This window comes from Micromonospora vulcania (genome assembly GCF_042658605.1).
In the GTDB taxonomy this organism is placed as follows: Bacteria; Actinomycetota; Actinomycetes; order Mycobacteriales; family Micromonosporaceae; genus Micromonospora; species Micromonospora vulcania.
Window position 1 is genome coordinate 44,387 of the sequence record NZ_JBHSQS010000021.1, and the last position, 15,588, is coordinate 59,974.

At 72.4% G+C, this 15,588-nt stretch carries 14 protein-coding genes; 10 read left to right on the forward strand and 4 right to left on the reverse strand.

The window, feature by feature from the left end; translation table 11 throughout:
* Nucleotides 1-25: 25 nt before the first annotated feature.
* On the forward strand, nt 26-946 hold the full coding sequence (locus tag ACFQGL_RS26095; RefSeq protein WP_377515100.1) for an ADP-ribosylglycohydrolase family protein: 921 nt from the start codon (nt 26-28) through the stop codon (nt 944-946).
* A gap of 154 nt (nt 947-1,100) precedes the next feature.
* Here ACFQGL_RS26095 and ACFQGL_RS26100 read toward each other — a convergent pair whose 3' ends face one another.
* Complete coding sequence (locus ACFQGL_RS26100) at nt 1,101-2,192, reverse strand: DUF1775 domain-containing protein (protein WP_377515102.1); 1,092 nt, start codon at nt 2,190-2,192, stop codon at nt 1,101-1,103.
* 238 nt (nt 2,193-2,430) lie between these two features.
* On the opposite strand from ACFQGL_RS26100, the gene thrS reads away from it, so the two are divergent.
* Complete coding sequence (gene thrS / locus ACFQGL_RS26105; RefSeq protein ID WP_377515103.1) at nt 2,431-4,440, forward strand: threonine--tRNA ligase; 2,010 nt, start codon at nt 2,431-2,433, stop codon at nt 4,438-4,440.
* Between the two features lie 112 nt (nt 4,441-4,552).
* Here the strand turns inward: thrS and ACFQGL_RS26110 are convergent, their stop codons facing one another.
* Nucleotides 4,553-5,293: a D-Ala-D-Ala carboxypeptidase family metallohydrolase gene (locus tag ACFQGL_RS26110; protein ID WP_377515105.1), complete on the reverse strand. Its 741-nt coding sequence runs from the start codon at nt 5,291-5,293 to the stop codon at nt 4,553-4,555.
* A gap of 165 nt (nt 5,294-5,458) precedes the next feature.
* On the opposite strand from ACFQGL_RS26110, the gene ACFQGL_RS26115 reads away from it, so the two are divergent.
* The gene (locus ACFQGL_RS26115; protein ID WP_377515136.1) at nt 5,459-5,971 is read left to right on the forward strand and encodes an HIT family protein; all 513 of its coding nucleotides are present in this window, start codon (nt 5,459-5,461) and stop codon (nt 5,969-5,971) included.
* Between the two features lie 55 nt (nt 5,972-6,026).
* Nucleotides 6,027-6,710 carry a hypothetical protein gene (locus ACFQGL_RS26120; RefSeq protein ID WP_377515106.1) on the forward strand — a complete coding sequence of 228 codons (684 nt, stop codon included), beginning with the start codon at nt 6,027-6,029 and terminating at the stop codon, nt 6,708-6,710.
* A gap of 56 nt (nt 6,711-6,766) precedes the next feature.
* On the opposite strand, the gene ACFQGL_RS26125 is transcribed toward ACFQGL_RS26120, so the two are convergent.
* Nucleotides 6,767-7,249 carry a hypothetical protein gene (locus tag ACFQGL_RS26125; protein ID WP_377515107.1) on the reverse strand — a complete coding sequence of 161 codons (483 nt, stop codon included), beginning with the start codon at nt 7,247-7,249 and terminating at the stop codon, nt 6,767-6,769.
* 96 nt (nt 7,250-7,345) lie between these two features.
* On the opposite strand from ACFQGL_RS26125, the gene ACFQGL_RS26130 reads away from it, so the two are divergent.
* Nucleotides 7,346-8,404 (forward strand): aldo/keto reductase, encoded by a 1,059-nt coding sequence (locus tag ACFQGL_RS26130; RefSeq protein WP_377515108.1) that lies wholly within the window; start codon nt 7,346-7,348, stop codon nt 8,402-8,404.
* A gap of 123 nt (nt 8,405-8,527) precedes the next feature.
* Here ACFQGL_RS26130 and ACFQGL_RS26135 read toward each other — a convergent pair whose 3' ends face one another.
* Nucleotides 8,528-10,684, reverse strand: coding sequence for an elongation factor G-like protein EF-G2 (locus ACFQGL_RS26135; protein ID WP_377515109.1), 2,157 nt, complete (start codon nt 10,682-10,684; stop codon nt 8,528-8,530).
* A 250-nt stretch (nt 10,685-10,934) separates the two neighbouring features.
* Here ACFQGL_RS26135 and pgsA point away from each other — a divergent pair, with 250 nt between their 5' ends.
* From pgsA to pdxS, 5 genes are all read left to right on the forward strand, one after another.
* Complete coding sequence (gene pgsA, locus ACFQGL_RS26140; RefSeq protein WP_377515110.1) at nt 10,935-11,564, forward strand: phosphatidylinositol phosphate synthase; 630 nt, start codon at nt 10,935-10,937, stop codon at nt 11,562-11,564.
* A gap of 37 nt (nt 11,565-11,601) precedes the next feature.
* Complete coding sequence (locus ACFQGL_RS26145) at nt 11,602-12,531, forward strand: phosphatidylinositol mannoside acyltransferase (protein WP_377515111.1); 930 nt, start codon at nt 11,602-11,604, stop codon at nt 12,529-12,531.
* 187 nt (nt 12,532-12,718) lie between these two features.
* Nucleotides 12,719-13,879 carry a glycosyltransferase family 4 protein gene (locus ACFQGL_RS26150; protein WP_377515112.1) on the forward strand — a complete coding sequence of 387 codons (1,161 nt, stop codon included), beginning with the start codon at nt 12,719-12,721 and terminating at the stop codon, nt 13,877-13,879.
* A gap of 84 nt (nt 13,880-13,963) precedes the next feature.
* Complete coding sequence (locus ACFQGL_RS26155) at nt 13,964-14,467, forward strand: hypothetical protein (protein ID WP_377515113.1); 504 nt, start codon at nt 13,964-13,966, stop codon at nt 14,465-14,467.
* Between the two features lie 146 nt (nt 14,468-14,613).
* Nucleotides 14,614-15,531 carry a pyridoxal 5'-phosphate synthase lyase subunit PdxS gene (gene pdxS / locus ACFQGL_RS26160; RefSeq protein WP_377515114.1) on the forward strand — a complete coding sequence of 306 codons (918 nt, stop codon included), beginning with the start codon at nt 14,614-14,616 and terminating at the stop codon, nt 15,529-15,531.
* The last annotated feature ends 57 nt before the right edge of the window (nt 15,532-15,588 follow it).

Genomic DNA, 15,588 nt, shown 5'->3' on the forward strand with positions numbered 1-15,588 from the left:
GGCGAGCGGGCAAGCTGGTACGACGATGACGTTCACCCTGTTCGTCGATGCCCGCCTGGCGCTCGCCCGGGACAGTCTCGCCGGCCTCTCCACCGGCGACGCGCTCGGCGCGCAGTACTTCCTGCCCGGTCTGCGACCGGCGGATCTCGCCGCTGGCGCCCTGCCGCCGGCGCCCTGGGAGTGGACCGACGACACCGAGATGGCCTGCTCGGTCCTCGCCGAGTTGGCCGAGCGCGGCGGCATCGACCGGGACCGGCTGGCCCTGGCGTTCGCCGAGCGCTGCGCCCCCCGGCGGGGCTACGGCGCCGGGGCGATGCTGATCCTGCGGCTGATCCGTACCGGCACCCCGTGGCCGGTCGCCGCCGCGTCCGCCTTCGACGGCCAGGGCTCCTGCGGCAACGGCGCGGCGATGCGGGTCGGCCCGCTGGGCGCGTACTTCGCCGACTCGACCGCCCGGGCGGCGGCACAGGCCCGGGCCTCGGCCGAGGTGACCCACGCGCACCCGGAGGGGATCGCCGGTGCGGTCGCGGTGGCGGTCGCCGCCGCGCTGGCCGCCCGGGCCCGCCTCGACGGGCACCGGCCCGAGCCGGACCGGCTGCTCGCCGAGATCGCCGCCGCGCTCGATCCGGGCACCGAGGTACACCGCGGCGTGAACCGGGCGGCCGGGCTGCTCGGCCGGCCGCTGAGCCGGGTGATGGCGGCGCTCGGCAACGGCTCGCGGGTGACGGCGCAGGACACCGTCGCGTTCACCCTCTGGGTGGCCGCCACCCACCTCGACGACTATCCCGCGGCCATCCGGGCCTGCGTGCAGGCCGGCGGGGACCTGGACACCACGGCCGCGATCGCCGGCGCGGTGGTGGCGGCGTACACCGGCGTGGGCACGCCGGGCGGGGTGCCCGAGCCGTGGCTGGCAGCCCGCGAGGCGCTACCCACCTGGGTGCCCTGACCACTGCCGCGCACCCGCGTTCGACCCGCGCCGACGGGTGCGGGGCCGCTGCGCGCCGGCTTTGCTCTGCTTCAACCGGCGCAACGGTTCCGGACCGAGACTGTTGCGTGCGTTGAAGCAGAGCAAGGGGCGTGCGGGATGGACGTGGGGTGGATCAGCCGGTACGGACCGGGGTGGCGGCCAAGGCCGGCTCCGGGTCGGTCTGCGGTGCCGTGTTCGTCTCCGACTCCGTGGCGGTCGCCGGTTTCGTGGCGGTCTTCGGTTTCGTGGCGGTCTTCGGCTTCGTGGCGGTCGCCGGCTTCGTGTCCGTCTTCGGCTTCGTGGCGGTCGCCGGTTTCGTGGCGGTCGCCGGTTTCGTGTCCGTCTGCGGCTTCGTGGCGGTCGCCGAGTCCGTGGCGGGCGCGGTCGTGGTCCGGTCGTCCGGTGCCGAGTCGGCATCCGACGGGTCGGCCGGTGCGAGAGCGTGGTCCTGTCCGCCGGTCACCTCGGCCAGGGCCGTGCGCTCGGCCGGGTCGCGTCGGCGCCACCGGCTCACCAGCCAGCCGATCGCCACGCCGCCGCCCAGGCCGGCCAACAGCCCGGCCGCCAGCATCGCGTCCGAGCTGCCTGTCTCGCCGGCGCCCTCGGCGCCGTCCGCCGGCGCGGCGTCGGCTCCCGCCTCGGGCGCCGGGCCGCCGTGCGCGTTGTGTCCGGTTGCCCCGGCCGCGCCGGCCGCTGCCGGCAGCAGGGTGAGCACCGGCGCCCGGTGCGCCCCGCTGGCGTCCGCCCAGCGGACCACCGTGCCATCGGCGTACGTCTGGACGACCTCGAAGGCGAGCTTGTCGGCCTGCGGGAGCGGGCCCATGGACAGCGCCAACCGTGCCGGGCCGGGCTCACTGACACCGACCCTGATCCAGGTCACCGCTGTCGTCACCGTGCTCACCCCGGTGGAGTGGATGCCGGCCACCGGCTGGTCCAGAGTGCGGGAGCTGATCCGGGGCGCCCAGCCGGTCACCGACATCGGATAGACCTCCGCCACCGGCGCGTCGGCCGGCATCCGGACCTCGATCTGCCTGGTCGTCGTGCCGGCCCGGTCCTCGGGGACGGTGAACTCCAGCCGGACCGCGTCGCCCTGCCGGGCCTCGGTCGGGGTGGTCGTCACGTCCGCCGCGTGCGCCGCGGCGGGCCAGAGCAGCAGTCCGGCGGCGGTCAGCGTGGTCGCCGTCATGATCCGCCACCGGCGGCCACCGCCGTGCGTGCTCGCCATCTCGTGCCCCCATCCGTCTTGTGTGTGAGCCGGTACCGGCTCCGGCCACACCTGGTAGTTCGGCTGGCGGGCGAAAAAGGTTCAACGTCGGTCGTTAACAAGCCGACCGTTAACAAGGGGCCCTTCCTCTACCGCAGGCGTTAAGAAGGTGCCCTTCCTTAGCCGAGGGGGGCGGACCGATAGCATCGGCAGGAGCCGAGGATCGGCACTGTCCGTAACGCCTGCTGGAGGAGTCACCGTGTCTGCACCCCGTACCCCCGCCGTGGCCGACCCCGTCGTCGTCGCCGCCGGGGCCACGGCGCCCGACGCGGTGGCCGCGGCCGGACTGCCCGCGAACGGCCCCAAGGCGATCGTGGTGGTCCGCGATCCCCAGGGCCAGCTGCGTGACCTGGACTGGGCGCCGGCCGACGAGACCGTCGTCGAGCCGGTCAGCCTGGACTCGCCCGACGGGCTCAACGTGCTTCGGCACTCCACCGCGCACGTGCTCGCCCAAGCCGTGCAGGACGTCTTCCCCGAGGCCAAGCTGGGCATCGGGCCGCCGATCGAGAACGGCTTCTACTACGACTTCGACGTCGACAAGCCGTTCCAGCCCGACGACCTCGGCAAGCTCGAGAAGCGCATGCAGGAGATCGTCAAGTCCGGTCAGCGGTTCCGCCGTCGTCGCTTCGGCAGCCTGGACGAGGCCCGCGCCGAGCTGGCCGCCGAGCCGTTCAAGCTGGAGCTGATCGAGGTCAAGGGCGAGGGCCTGGACACCGACGAGGTGATGGAGGTCGGCGGCGGAGAGCTGACGATCTACGACAACCTCGACGCCAAGGAGGACAAGGTCTGCTGGTCGGACCTGTGCCGGGGTCCGCACCTGCCGAACACCCGGCTGATCGGCGCGTTCAAGCTGATGCGCTCGGCCGCCGCGTACTGGCGCGGGTCCGAGAAGAACCCGCAACTGCAGCGGGTGTACGGGACCGCGTGGCCGACCCGCGACGAGCTCAAGGCGTACCTGAAGCTGCTGGAGGAGGCCGCCCGGCGCGACCACCGCAAGCTCGGCGCGGACCTGGACCTGTTCAGCTTCCCCGACGAGATCGGCTCCGGCCTGGCGGTATTCCACCCTAAGGGCGGCATCATCCGCCGGGAGATGGAGCACTACTCGCGGCGCCGGCACGAGGAGGCGGGGTACGAGTTCGTCAACACCCCGCACATCACCAAGGCGCAGTTGTTCGAGACCTCCGGTCACCTGCCCTACTACGCGGACACGATGTTCCCGCCCATGCAGTTGGAGGGCGCGGACTACTACCTCAAGGCCATGAACTGCCCGATGCACAACCTGATCTTCAAGGCGCGCGGGCGGTCGTACCGGGAACTGCCGCTGCGGATGTTCGAGTTCGGCACGGTCTACCGGTACGAGAAGTCCGGCGTGGTGCACGGCCTGACCCGGGTCCGCGGCCTGACCCAGGACGACTCGCACATCTACTGCACCCGCGAGCAGATGGCCGGCGAGCTGTCCACGCTGCTCAGCTTCGTGCTGGACCTGCTGCGCGACTACGGGCTGGACGACTTCTACCTGGAGCTCTCCACCCGGGACGACTCGCCCAAGTTCATCGGTGACGACGCCGACTGGGCCGAGGCGACCGAGGCGCTGCGGACCGCCGCCGAGACCTCCGGCCTGGATCTGGTGCCCGACCCGGGCGGCGCGGCGTTCTACGGGCCGAAGATCTCGGTGCAGGCCCGCGACGCGATCGGCCGGACCTGGCAGATGTCCACCATCCAGATCGACTTCAACCAGCCGGAGCGGTTCGGGCTGGAGTACCAGGCCGCCGACGGCACCCGGCAGCGGCCGGTGATGATCCACCGGGCCCTGTTCGGCTCGATCGAGCGGTTCTTCGGGTTGCTCACCGAGCACTACGCGGGTGCGTTCCCGGCCTGGCTGGCCCCGGTGCAGGTGGTGGGCATCCCGATCCGCGAGGACCACACCGACTACCTGCACGGCTTCGTCGCGGCGCTGCGCGCCGAGGGGATCCGGGCTCAGGTGGACGCGGGCGACGACCGGATGCAGAAGAAGATCCGTACCGCGCAGCAGCAGAAGATCCCGTTCATGGTGATCGCCGGTGACGACGACGTGGCCGCCGGCACGGTCTCCTTCCGCTACCGCGACGGTTCCCAGCGCAACGGGGTGCCGACCGCCGAGGCCGTCAACCACGTCCTCGACGTGGTCAGCACCCGCACCAACATCGGCCCGTCCGCCGCCGCGGAGTAGCCGGTCCCGCAGATCGCGCATGATCCAGGAAGTAGTGGCCTCCCCGTGCCGGGCAGGCCACTACTTCCATGTTCGAGCGCGATCAGGTTCGAGCGCGGGCCCGAGCTCGGCGTCAGATGCCGCAGTTCGGCGCCGACCAGCCGCCGACCGCCGCCACGTGGGTGTGGTCGTTGTGGTCCGGGTAGCCGGGGCCGAGGATCTGCGCGAAGCCGTGGTAGCGGGCCTGTTGGGCCAGCCGGCAGAACGACGGGGATCCGACCAGGTCCACCGCGTCGCCGTACAGGTGTCGGCTGTTCGACGCGCCGCCGACCGCGCTGTTGCAGGCGTAGCTGCGGAAGCTGCTGCTGATCGAGATGGGCACGTCCCCGAGGGCGTGCCGCAGGGCCTGGAGTTTCCACATCGAGACGAGCGCGTTGGCCCGTGCGGTGCTCGCCGCCACCGCTCCGCCGGCCCAGGTGCTGTTGCACTTGTTCAATTCGGCGTAGCTGAAGTTGACCGGCGTGCAGTCGTCGTCCTGCAACGCGTAGAGCCGGTTGTAGGTCTGCGGGCCGGCGATGCCGTCCGCCGCGAGGCCGTACGCCTGCTGGAAGCGGATCACCGCGGACCGGGTGGCCGGCCCGAACGCTCCGTCGATGGTGAGCACGGCGCCGTAGGCCGGGTAGCCGGCGACCCGGATCTGTAGTTGCCGGACGTCCTCGCCGGACGTTCCCTGAGACAGGCTGCGACCCCAGGTGTAGCAGCCGTCCGCGTGCGCCGCACCGGCGCTGAGTGTCACACCGGCCACCGTGGTGGCGGCCGTCAGCGCGAGCGCCGCGAGGAACCTGCCGAGCAGTCGGATCATCGAAATCTCCATCGCTAAATGGAAGTATCTGGATGCATGGAATTTTCAGGTGCCGGCCTCGATCCGTCAACAACTTCCAGCGGTCGACTTTCCCAACGGCGGGTGTCGCGACCCGCGCCGGTGGCTCCGTAGGATCGCCTCGTGACAGGGGTGGAACGGCACACGGACAGTGACGGCATGGCCGACGGCCTGGAGCGGCTCTGGACGCCGCACCGGATGACCTACATCGCGGGCGAGGAACGCCCGGCCGAGGGCTACGAGAAGCCCACCGGCTGCCCGTTCTGCCGGGCGCCCGGGCTGCCGCCGGAGGAGAGCCTGGTGGTGGCTCGTGGCACCCACGTCTACGCGGTGCTCAACCTCTACCCGTACAACCCGGGGCACCTGCTGGTCTGCCCCTACCGGCACGTCGCCGACTACACCGACCTGGACGAGCCGGAGACCGCCGAGCTGGCGGCGTTCACCCAGACCGCGATGCGGGTGATCCGCAAGGTGAGCAACGCGCACGGCTTCAACCTTGGGATGAACCAGGGTGGGGTGGCCGGTGCCGGCATCGCGGCGCACCTGCACCAGCACATCGTGCCGCGCTGGGGCGGCGACGCGAACTTCATGCCGGTGATCGGCCGGACCAAGGTCCTGCCGCAGTTGCTCGGCGACACCCGGGATCTGCTCGGCCGCGCCTGGCCGTCCTGACGGGCCTGCTCCGGTACGCCGATCAGAGGTTGACCAAAGTCGATACAGTCGTGTCGTGGCCGAGTGGCGAGCACGTGCCGTCTTCGCCACCGCGGCTGTGACCCTCAGCCTCGTCGCGGTGTCGGCCCTGTACGGGCTGTGCCGGCTACTGCCGAGCCTCCGGAGCGACCAGGGCTCGCCGGTGCCGTCCGACGAACGCTGGCTCGCGGTGTCCGGCATCGTGATCGCTGCCGCGTTCGCGGTCGGCCTCGTCGTTGTGTTCATCCGCGACGACGAAGACGACAAAGGCTCCGCTCTGCTGGTCGTGCTGGTCCTGGCCCTCGTCGCCGGGGCGTGTTCGGTGCCGCTGTGGCGGCGCGGCGGCACCATCGACGTGACCGCGGCCGGTTTCCACCGGCCGCGTTACTCGTTCGACGGTGACGATTTCCGGCTGTACAACGGGTCGGGTGGGCCTGTGCGCGTCTGCCTCGGGGTCGATGGCGTGTGCCAGTCGGACCCGAAGGCACCCGCCCAACTGCGCGCACCTGGTCTGACCGTCGCGGCCGGCGATGTCGTCGAGGTGGACTGGCCAGAGCACCTCTACGGCGACTTCTCGCTGATGATCGCCGCAGCGGCGGGGGTCATGACCCGGCGGCGGGCTGACCTGATCATGACGGAGCCGCCACCCAACGTGCCGCCCCCCGCTCCGATCCAGCCTCCGGCTCCGCCGATGCCCCCGCCGCCGATGCCGGTCGGCTGAGCTGGCCAGTCGGCGGTGTCGACCACCGCGGCTCCGCGTTCCTCGCCGCTGCGCACCTAGCCGGCGCGCAGCAGGGTGGTCAGCTCCGGCCAGCTCTCCACCCGGTGTACGCCGGGCAGCAGCGCGGCGTGCGCGGCGACCTCTGCCGGGCGGGGCCGGAACAGGTAGCGGTGCGGCACCGAGTCGAGGTAGCCGAGCACCTCCAGCTTGTCGTCCACGAAGTGGGTCAGCCCGAGCTGCCGGGCGATCGGCGCCTTGGCCGGCCGGGTCCGGCAGAAGTGCACCCGTTCGACGGGGATGCCGGTGCGGGCCGGGAAGTCGTGGTGGGCCAGCCACTCCCGGGTCCGCTGCTCGGTGGACTCACCGCACTTGGAGACCAGGTGCACCTCGTTGAACGCCGCGCCGAGCGCGCCGAGCGCGTCGAACGCCCCGTCGATCATGGGCGTACGCAGGTAGTGCTCGCCGAAGAAGGACGTGTCGGCGTCCTCGTCGGCCGGCTGGATGATCACACCGCCGATGTCCACGCCCAACCGCCGCATCCGTCGATCATGCCGCACCGGGCCGGCCGCCGCGTACCGGGTTCTCCGGGCCGGGAACCGCTACGCCCCGACCGGTGGAGGTGGCACGATCGGCCGATGGCAGTCACGACACGGACGTTGGGGCGCAGTGGCATCGAGGTCAGCGCCCTCGGCATGGGGTGCTGGGCGATCGGAGGCCCCTGGGCGGAGGGCTCCCAGCCGCTGGGCTGGGGCGCGGTCGACGACGATGAGTCGGTCCGGACCGTACGTCGGGCCCTCGACCTGGGCGTCACCCTGTTCGACACCGCCGACACGTACGGGGCCGGGCACAGTGAGCGGGTGCTCGGCAGGGCGCTCGCCGGGCGCCGGGACGAGGCCGTGATCGCCACCAAGTGGGGCTACACCTTCGACGAGGCGAGCAGGCAGGCGACCGGGCAGGACGCGTCGCCGGCGTACCTGCGGCAGGCGGTGACCGACTCGCTGCGCCGGTTGGCCACCGACCGGATCGACCTCTACCAGCTGCACCTGGCGGACCTGTCGGTGCCCCGGGCGGAGGCGCTCATCGACACCTGCGAGGGACTGGTCGCCGAGGGCCTGATCCGCGCCTACGGCTGGAGCACCGACCGCCCGGACCGGGCCACCGCGTTCGGGCACGCCGCCGCGGGCGCCACCGCCGTGCAGCACACCCTGTCGGTGCTGCGGGACGCGCCCGAGGTGCTCGCCGTCTGCGACAAGTACGACCTGGCCAGCATCAACCGGGGGCCGCTGGGGATGGGGCTGCTCACCGGCAAGTATTCGGCCGGGTCCACCCTGCCCCGGGACGACGTACGCGGCCTGGCCCCGGGCTGGCTGGAGTGGTTCCGCGGTGGCCGGCCGGCGCCGGAATGGCTGCGTCGGGTCGGCGCGGTCCGGGCCGCGCTCACCGCCGACGGTCGCACCCTCGCCCAGGGCGCGCTGGGCTGGATCTGGGCCCGCAGCGGGCGCACCGTCCCGATCCCCGGCTGTCGTACGGTCGCCCAGGTCGAGGAGAACGCCGCAGCGCTGCACCTCGGCCCACTGCCGAGCGACCAGTTCGCCGAGGTGGAACGCCAACTGGCCGCCCTGCGCACGGCCGCCCTACGCGACGCCGACCGCCCGCACTGGCCCCGCCCCAACGACCCCCAAACCCACCCCTGACAACCCCCCACCCCACCCACCCACCCACCCACCCCACCCCACCTCGTCGATCTAGGGCAAATCGTTGCCCGAGGAGATCAACGCACGGTGATTTTCCCTAGATCGGCGGGGCGAGGGTGACGGTTACGGGGTCTGCTCCTTGCGGATCTGGTCGGCCAGGTGGGCGGGCATGGGGTCGTGGCGGACGAAGTGGCGACGGAAGGTGCCGGTGCCGGCGGTGATCGAGCGCAGCTCGACGGCGTAGCGGAGCAGCTCGCTGGCCGGGACCTCGGCGCGGATCAGGGTGCGGCCCTCGGCGTCCTCGTCGGGCTCGGTGCCGAGCACCCGGCCGCGTCGACCGGACAGATCGCCCATGACCGCGCCCACCGAGCCGTCCGGCACCCGGACGGTCACCTCGTCGATCGGCTCCAGCAACGCCGGCTGACCGCGTTCGGCGGCGTCGCGCAGCGCCAGCGCGCCGGCGGTCTGGAAGGCCGCGTCGGACGAGTCGACGCTGTGCGCCTTCCCGTCGACCAGGGTCACCCGCAGGTCCACCACCGGGTGGCCGGCGACCAGGCCGCGCTCCAGTTGGGTGCGGACGCCCTTCTCCACGGACGGGATGTAGTTGTGCGGCACCGCGCCGCCGACCACCCGGTCGACGAACTCGAAGCCACTGCCGCGGGGCAGCGGCTCGACCTCGATGTCGCAGACCGCGTACTGGCCGTGGCCGCCGGACTGCTTGACGTGCCGGCCGTGCCCCTTCGCCGGCACGGTCAGCGTCTCGCGCAGCGACACCCGTACCGGCTCGGTGTCCAGCTCCACGCCGCCGGCCCGCAGACGATCCAGCACCACGTCCGCGTGTGCCTCGCCCATGCACCAGAGCACCTGTTGGTGGGTCTGCGGGTTGCGCTCCAGCCGCAGCGTCGGGTCGCCGGCGACCAGCCGGGCGAGGTTGCGGGCCAGCGCGTCCTCGTCGGCCCGGGTGTGCGCGACGATCGCCACCGGCAGCAGCGGCTCGGGCATCTCCCACGGCGCGATCAGCAGCGGCTCGTCCTTGGACGAGACGGTGTCGCCGGTCTCCGCACTGCCGGACTTCGTGATGGCGCAGATGTCACCGGCCACGCAGAGCGGCACCTCACGCAGGGTCGCGCCCAGCGGGGTGTAGATGTGCCCGACCCGCTCGTCGGCGTCGTGGTCGGGGTGCCCGCGCTCGGCCAGGCCGTGCCCGGCGACATGCACGGTCTGGTCTTGACGCAGCGTGCCGGAGAAGACCCGGACCAGCGAGACCCGCCCGACGTGCCGGTCGACGGTGGTCTTGACGACCTCGGCGATCAGCGGCCCGTCCGGATCGCAGGTCAGCGGCGGACGCGGTGAGCCGTCCAGACCGGCCACCGCCGGCAGGTCGTGCTCCAGCGGGGAGGGGAACGCGGCGGTCAGCACCTCCAGCAGCGCGTCCAGGCCGACGCCGGTCTCCGCGCAGACCGGCACCACCGGATAGAAGTGGCCGCGGGCGACCGCCTTCTCCAGGTCCTCGATAAGCACCTCGGTGCCGATCTCCTCGCCGCCGAGGTAGCGGTCCATCAGGGACTCGTCCTCGCTCTCGGCGATGATTCCCTCGATCAGCTCGTTGCGGGACTCGGCGATGGCCGGCTGGTGCTCCGGGTCGGGCTCGCGCACGTCGGCGGGGAGCCCGGCGGTGTAGTCGAAGACCCGGCGGGTGATCAGACCGAGCAGACCGGCCGTGGACACCCCGTCGTCGCCGAGCATCGGCAGGTAGAGCGGCATCACGTTGTCGCCGAAGATCCGCTGGCAGAGCGCCACCGCGTTGTCGAAGTCGGCACGCGGGTGGTCCAGCCGGGCGACCGCGACGGCTCGGGGCATGTCGACCGCCGCGCACTCGTCCCAGAGCGCCGCGGTGGCCGCGTCCATCCCGTCGACGGCGGACACGACGAAGAGCGCGGCGTCGGCGGCCCGTAGCCCGGCGCGCAGCTCGCCGACGAAGTCGGCGTACCCGGGGGTGTCCAGCAGGTTGACCTTGATGCCGTTGTGCAGCAGCGGCGCGCAGGACAGGCTCACCGAGCGCTGCTGGCGGACGGCCGCCGGGTCGTGGTCGCCGACCGTGGTGCCGTCCAGCACGCTGCCGGCCCGCCCGATCGTGCCGGTCGCCGCGAGCAGCGCCTCGACCAGGGTGGTCTTGCCCGCTCCGGAATGCCCGACGAGCACCACGTTGCGAACCTTGTCGGGCTCGGTCACCACCGGCACGCCGCCGGTGGAACCCTTCTCCTGACTCTTCTGCGCCATGGGGCGCACCTCCCTCAGCCGGTGGTTGGTGGCGACCGCCGCGCGACGGGAAGCGGCCCGGGGCGAGTGCGCGGCGATATCCTCCGGTGGTCTGCTGCACAGCGGGAACGGGACGGGTGGACGGGTGAGCTGGCTCACCCTCCGGCTCGATCTCACACCCGATGTCGGGTAGGCACAAGCCTGCCCCGGTGCGGGTCGGAGGACCGGCCGTATCGCCGGACCTGGGCGGACCGTTATCGTGGGGACCGCCATGGCGAAGATCTTCCAAGTATCGGTCCGCGCGGGGATGACCCGCGTCGTCGAACCGATCGCACGCGCACTGCTCCGCGCAGGCGTCACTCCCAATGCCGTCACCGTGACGGGCACCCTCGGTGTGCTCGTCGGCGCGCTCGGCTTCGGTGCTCGCGGCCATCTGGTCGCGGGCGCGCTGATCGTGACCTTCTTCGCGCTCACCGACCTGCTCGACGGGACGATGGCGCGGATCAGCGGCGGCTCCACCAAGTTCGGCGCGTTCCTCGACTCGAGCATGGACCGGGTCGCCGACAGCGCCGTCTTCGGGGCGGTCGCATACTGGCTGGCCACGCAGAATGACCACTCCGGGGTGGCCGCCGCGCTGGTCTGCCTGGCCGCCGGTGGGCTCGTCTCCTACGTCAAGGCCCGCGCCGAGGGGCTGGGCATGACCGCCAACGTGGGCGTCGCCGAGCGTACCGAGCGCCTGCTGATCGTCGGGGTCGGCGGAATCCTCACCGGCCTCAACGTCGACCCGGCGCTGGAGATCTCGCTCTGGCTCCTCGCCGCAGTGTCGATCTTCACGGTGGGGCAGCGGATGACGCACGTCTACCGCCAGGCACGCCAGCTCCAGCCGGACGGCCAGGGGTGAGCGCGACCCGGCGCCGGACGACCGGCGGCTGCGCCCGGTGAACCTCACCGAGCTGGGCTTCGTCGCCGGCTGGCGGGTGGTCGGCGCGCTGCCCCGGCCGCTGGTGGCCGCGGCGTTCCGGGCGGGCGCGGACCGCGCACATCGCCGCGCCGGCCGGGGTACGGCCCGATTGCGCGCGAACCTGCGCCGGGTGGTGGGCCCCGAGCTGCCCGAGACCGAGCTGGACGAGCTGGTCAAGCGGGGGCTGCGCTCGTACGCCCGGTACTGGATGGAGGCGTTCCGGCTGCCCGCGCTGAGCCGGGCGCAGATCCTGGCCGGTTTCCGGCTCGACGGCGCCGAGCTGCTCGCCGCCGACGTGGCCGCCGGCCGGGGCGCGGTGGTGGCGCTGCCACACGCCGGCAACTGGGACGCCGCGGGGGCTTGGGTGGCCGCCAACGGCTGGCCGATCACCACGGTCGCGGAGCGGCTGAGAGAGGGCGTCTACGAGCGCTTCCTGGCCTTCCGTGAGGGCCTGGGCATGGAGATCCTGCCGACGCACGGTGGGCCGCGACCGGCGTTCGACGTCCTGCTGGACCGGGTACGCGCTGGCGCGGTGGTGCCGCTGCTGGCCGACCGGGACCTGTCCGCCCGAGGCGTCGAGGTCGACTTCTTCGGCGGGAAGACCCGGATGCCCGGGGGCCCGGCGCTGCTCGCCCTGCACACCGGCGCTCCGCTCTACGTTGCCTCACTGTGGTACGAACCGGACGCGGCGTGCGCCTCTCTCTCCGGCCCGCTGCCGGTGCCCGGGCCGGAGGCGGGACCACTGGACCAGCGGGTCCGGACGCTGACCCAGTTGATCGCCGACCGTCTGGCGGCGGGTATCGCCCGGCATCCGGAAGACTGGCACATGTTGCAGCGGATGTGGCTCGACCAGCGGGGGACGGGCGGCGGCACCGAGCTGCCCGCGCCGGCGACCGGTCAGGCCTGAAGGGGTGGGCACGGTGAGCGCGAGGAGTGCAGCGCAGCGGAGCCCCGCAGTCGCGAGCAAGGCAGGCACGGTGAGCGCGAGGAGTGCAGCGCAGCGGAGCCCCGCAGTCGCGAGCAAGGCAGGCACGGTGAGCGCGAGGAGTGCGGCGCAGCGGTGGCTCTCCTGCGCGAACGAGGGGCGCTGACGCGTGCGGATCGGCATCGTGTGCCCGTACTCCTTCGATGTTCCTGGTGGGGTGCAGAACCACGTGATGGACCTGGCCGAGGCGCTGATCGCGCTCGGTCACCAGGTCAGCGTGCTCGCACCGGCCGACGAGGATTCCCCGCTGCCGGAGTACGTGGTCTCCGCCGGTCGGGCCGTGCCGCTGCCGTACAACGGGTCGGTGGCCCGGATCGCGTTCGGCCCGGTCTCCACCGCCCGGGTCCGGCGCTGGATCACCAATGGCGACTTCGACGTGCTGCACGTGCACGAGCCGCTCACGTTGAGCCTGTCGCTGCTGGCCGTGCTGTCCGCCCGTGGCCCGGTGGTGGCGACCTTCCACACGGCGATGACCCGTTCGCGGGTGCTGGCCGCCGCACAGGGCGTGCTGCAGATCGTGCTGGAGCGGATCACCGCCCGGATCGCGGTCAGCGCGCTGGCACGCAAGGTTCAGGTCGAGCACATGGACGGCGGCGCGGTGGAGATTCCCAACGGGGTGGCGGTGGCGAAGTTCGCCGATGCTGTGGCGTTGCCCGGCTGGCCGGGGGAGATCGCGCCGGGCACCGGGGGCACGCTGGGCTTCCTGGGTCGGTTCACCGAGGCGCGCAAGGGCTTTCCGGTGCTGCGCGACGCCTTCGTGGAGCTGGCCGCCACCCGCCCCGGGCTGCGGTTGCTGGTCGCCGGCCCGGGTGACCCCGACGACCTGTTCGACCAGTTTCCGGCCGCGCTGCACGACCAGGTGACCTTCCTCGGTCTGGTCTCCGAGGCGGACAAGGCTCGGATGCTGCGCAGCGTGCACCTCTACGTGGCGCCGAACACCGGCGGCGAGTCGTTCGGCATGATCCTCACCGAGGCGCTGGCCGCCGGGACCACGGTGGTCGCCAGCGACCTGGACGCGTTCCGGCGGGTGCTCGACGGTGGGCGGGCCGGGCGGCTCTTTCCGACCGGCGATCCGGTGGGGCTGCGCGACGCGCTGACCGCCCTGCTGGACGATCCGGCGGGCCGGGCCACGCTGAGCGCCTGCGGAGATCAGGTGGTGGCGAACTTCGACTGGCCGGTGGTTGCCCGCCGTGTTCTGGAGGTATACGCAGCGGCGATCGAGGCGACCGATGGGCGGGTCATCGACCAGGAATGGGTGGGGCTGGGCTGAGCCGGTGTGACGGTTGGTGCGGGTGGTGACCGGGATGACCGGCATGGCCGTGCCCGGACGGACGGGAAACGGAGCAGCACTACGATGCCGCACATGTGGTGGGTGGTGGCCGCGATCGTGGTCGTGGGGCTGGTCGCGGCGTACCTCATCTGGACCGCGGGTCGCGTCGAGCGGCTGGACGGCCGCGCGGAGTCGGCGGCCCGGGCCCTCGACGCCCACCTGTTGCGCCGGGCGGCGGCGGCCGCCGTGCTGGCCGAGCGGCGCTTCGGCGTCGAGCTGTACGCGGCGGCCCGGATCGCCCTGGACGCGCCCCCGGACGAGCGGGAGGCGGCGGAGAACGACCTGACCCGGCAGTTGCGCGGTGTGCAGCTGGACCCGGCCGATCCGGACTGCACGGCGGTGATCGCCGCCAGCCGTCGGCTCGCGCTGTCCCGGCAGGTGCACACCGACCTGGTCCGGGACGCCCGGTCGGCGCGTGGTCGGCCGTTGGTGCGGTTGTTGCGGATGGGGCGGGGCCGGGAGTGGCCGCGGTACTTCGACATCGACGATCCGACGCTCGCCGCTCCCGCGGACGTACCGGCCGGCTGACCGGCGCCCGCTGGCGGCCCGCCACCGGCCGGTGATGACGGCCACATCGCAGGCCACCGGGGGTCTGATTGGCTGTCGGTGCGGCGTTGACCCCGGCGTAGCATTTTCGCTGCCACCCCCAGAGCACGTCCAAGGAGCGATGACCCGTGCCCGAAACCACCGCCCCGGCCACCGGCACCACCCCCGTCGTCGGCACCGCCCGCGTCAAGCGTGGCATGGCCGAGATGCTCAAGGGTGGCGTGATCATGGATGTGGTCAACGCCGAGCAGGCCAAGATCGCTGAGGACGCCGGCGCCGTCGCGGTGATGGCGCTGGAGCGTGTGCCCGCCGACATCCGCGCGCAGGGCGGGGTGTCCCGGATGAGCGACCCCGACATGATCGACGGGATCATCGAGGCGGTCAGCATCCCGGTGATGGCCAAGGCCCGCATCGGGCACTTCGTGGAGGCGCAGATCCTCCAGTCGCTCGGCGTGGACTACGTCGACGAGTCCGAGGTGCTGACCCCGGCCGACTACGCCAACCACATCGACAAGTGGGCCTTCACGGTTCCCTTCGTCTGCGGTGCGACCAACCTGGGCGAGGCGCTGCGTCGGATCACCGAGGGTGCCGCCATGATCCGCTCCAAGGGCGAGGCCGGCACCGGTGACGTCTCCAACGCCACCACCCACATGCGCAAGATCCGCTACGAGATCCGGCGGCTCGCCTCGCTGCCCGCCGACGAGCTGTACGTCGCGGCCAAGGAGCTGCAGGCCCCGTACGAGCTGGTCAAGGAGGTCGCCGAGAGCGGCAAGCTGCCGGTGGTGCTGTTCACCGCCGGCGGGATCGCCACCCCGGCCGACGCCGCGATGATGATGCAGCTCGGCGCGGAGGGCGTCTTCGTCGGCTCCGGCATCTTCAAGGCCGGCAACCCGGCCCAGCGGGCCGCCGCGATCGTGAAGGCCACCACCTTCCACGACGACCCGGACGTGCTGGCCAAGGTCTCCCGTGGTCTCGGCGAGGCGATGGTCGGCATCAACGTCGACGAGATCCCGCAGCCGCACCGCCTGGCCGAGCGCGGCTGGTAACGGTAAGGAAGGGCACCTTGTTAACGCCTGCGGTAGAGGAAGGGTCCCTTCCTAACA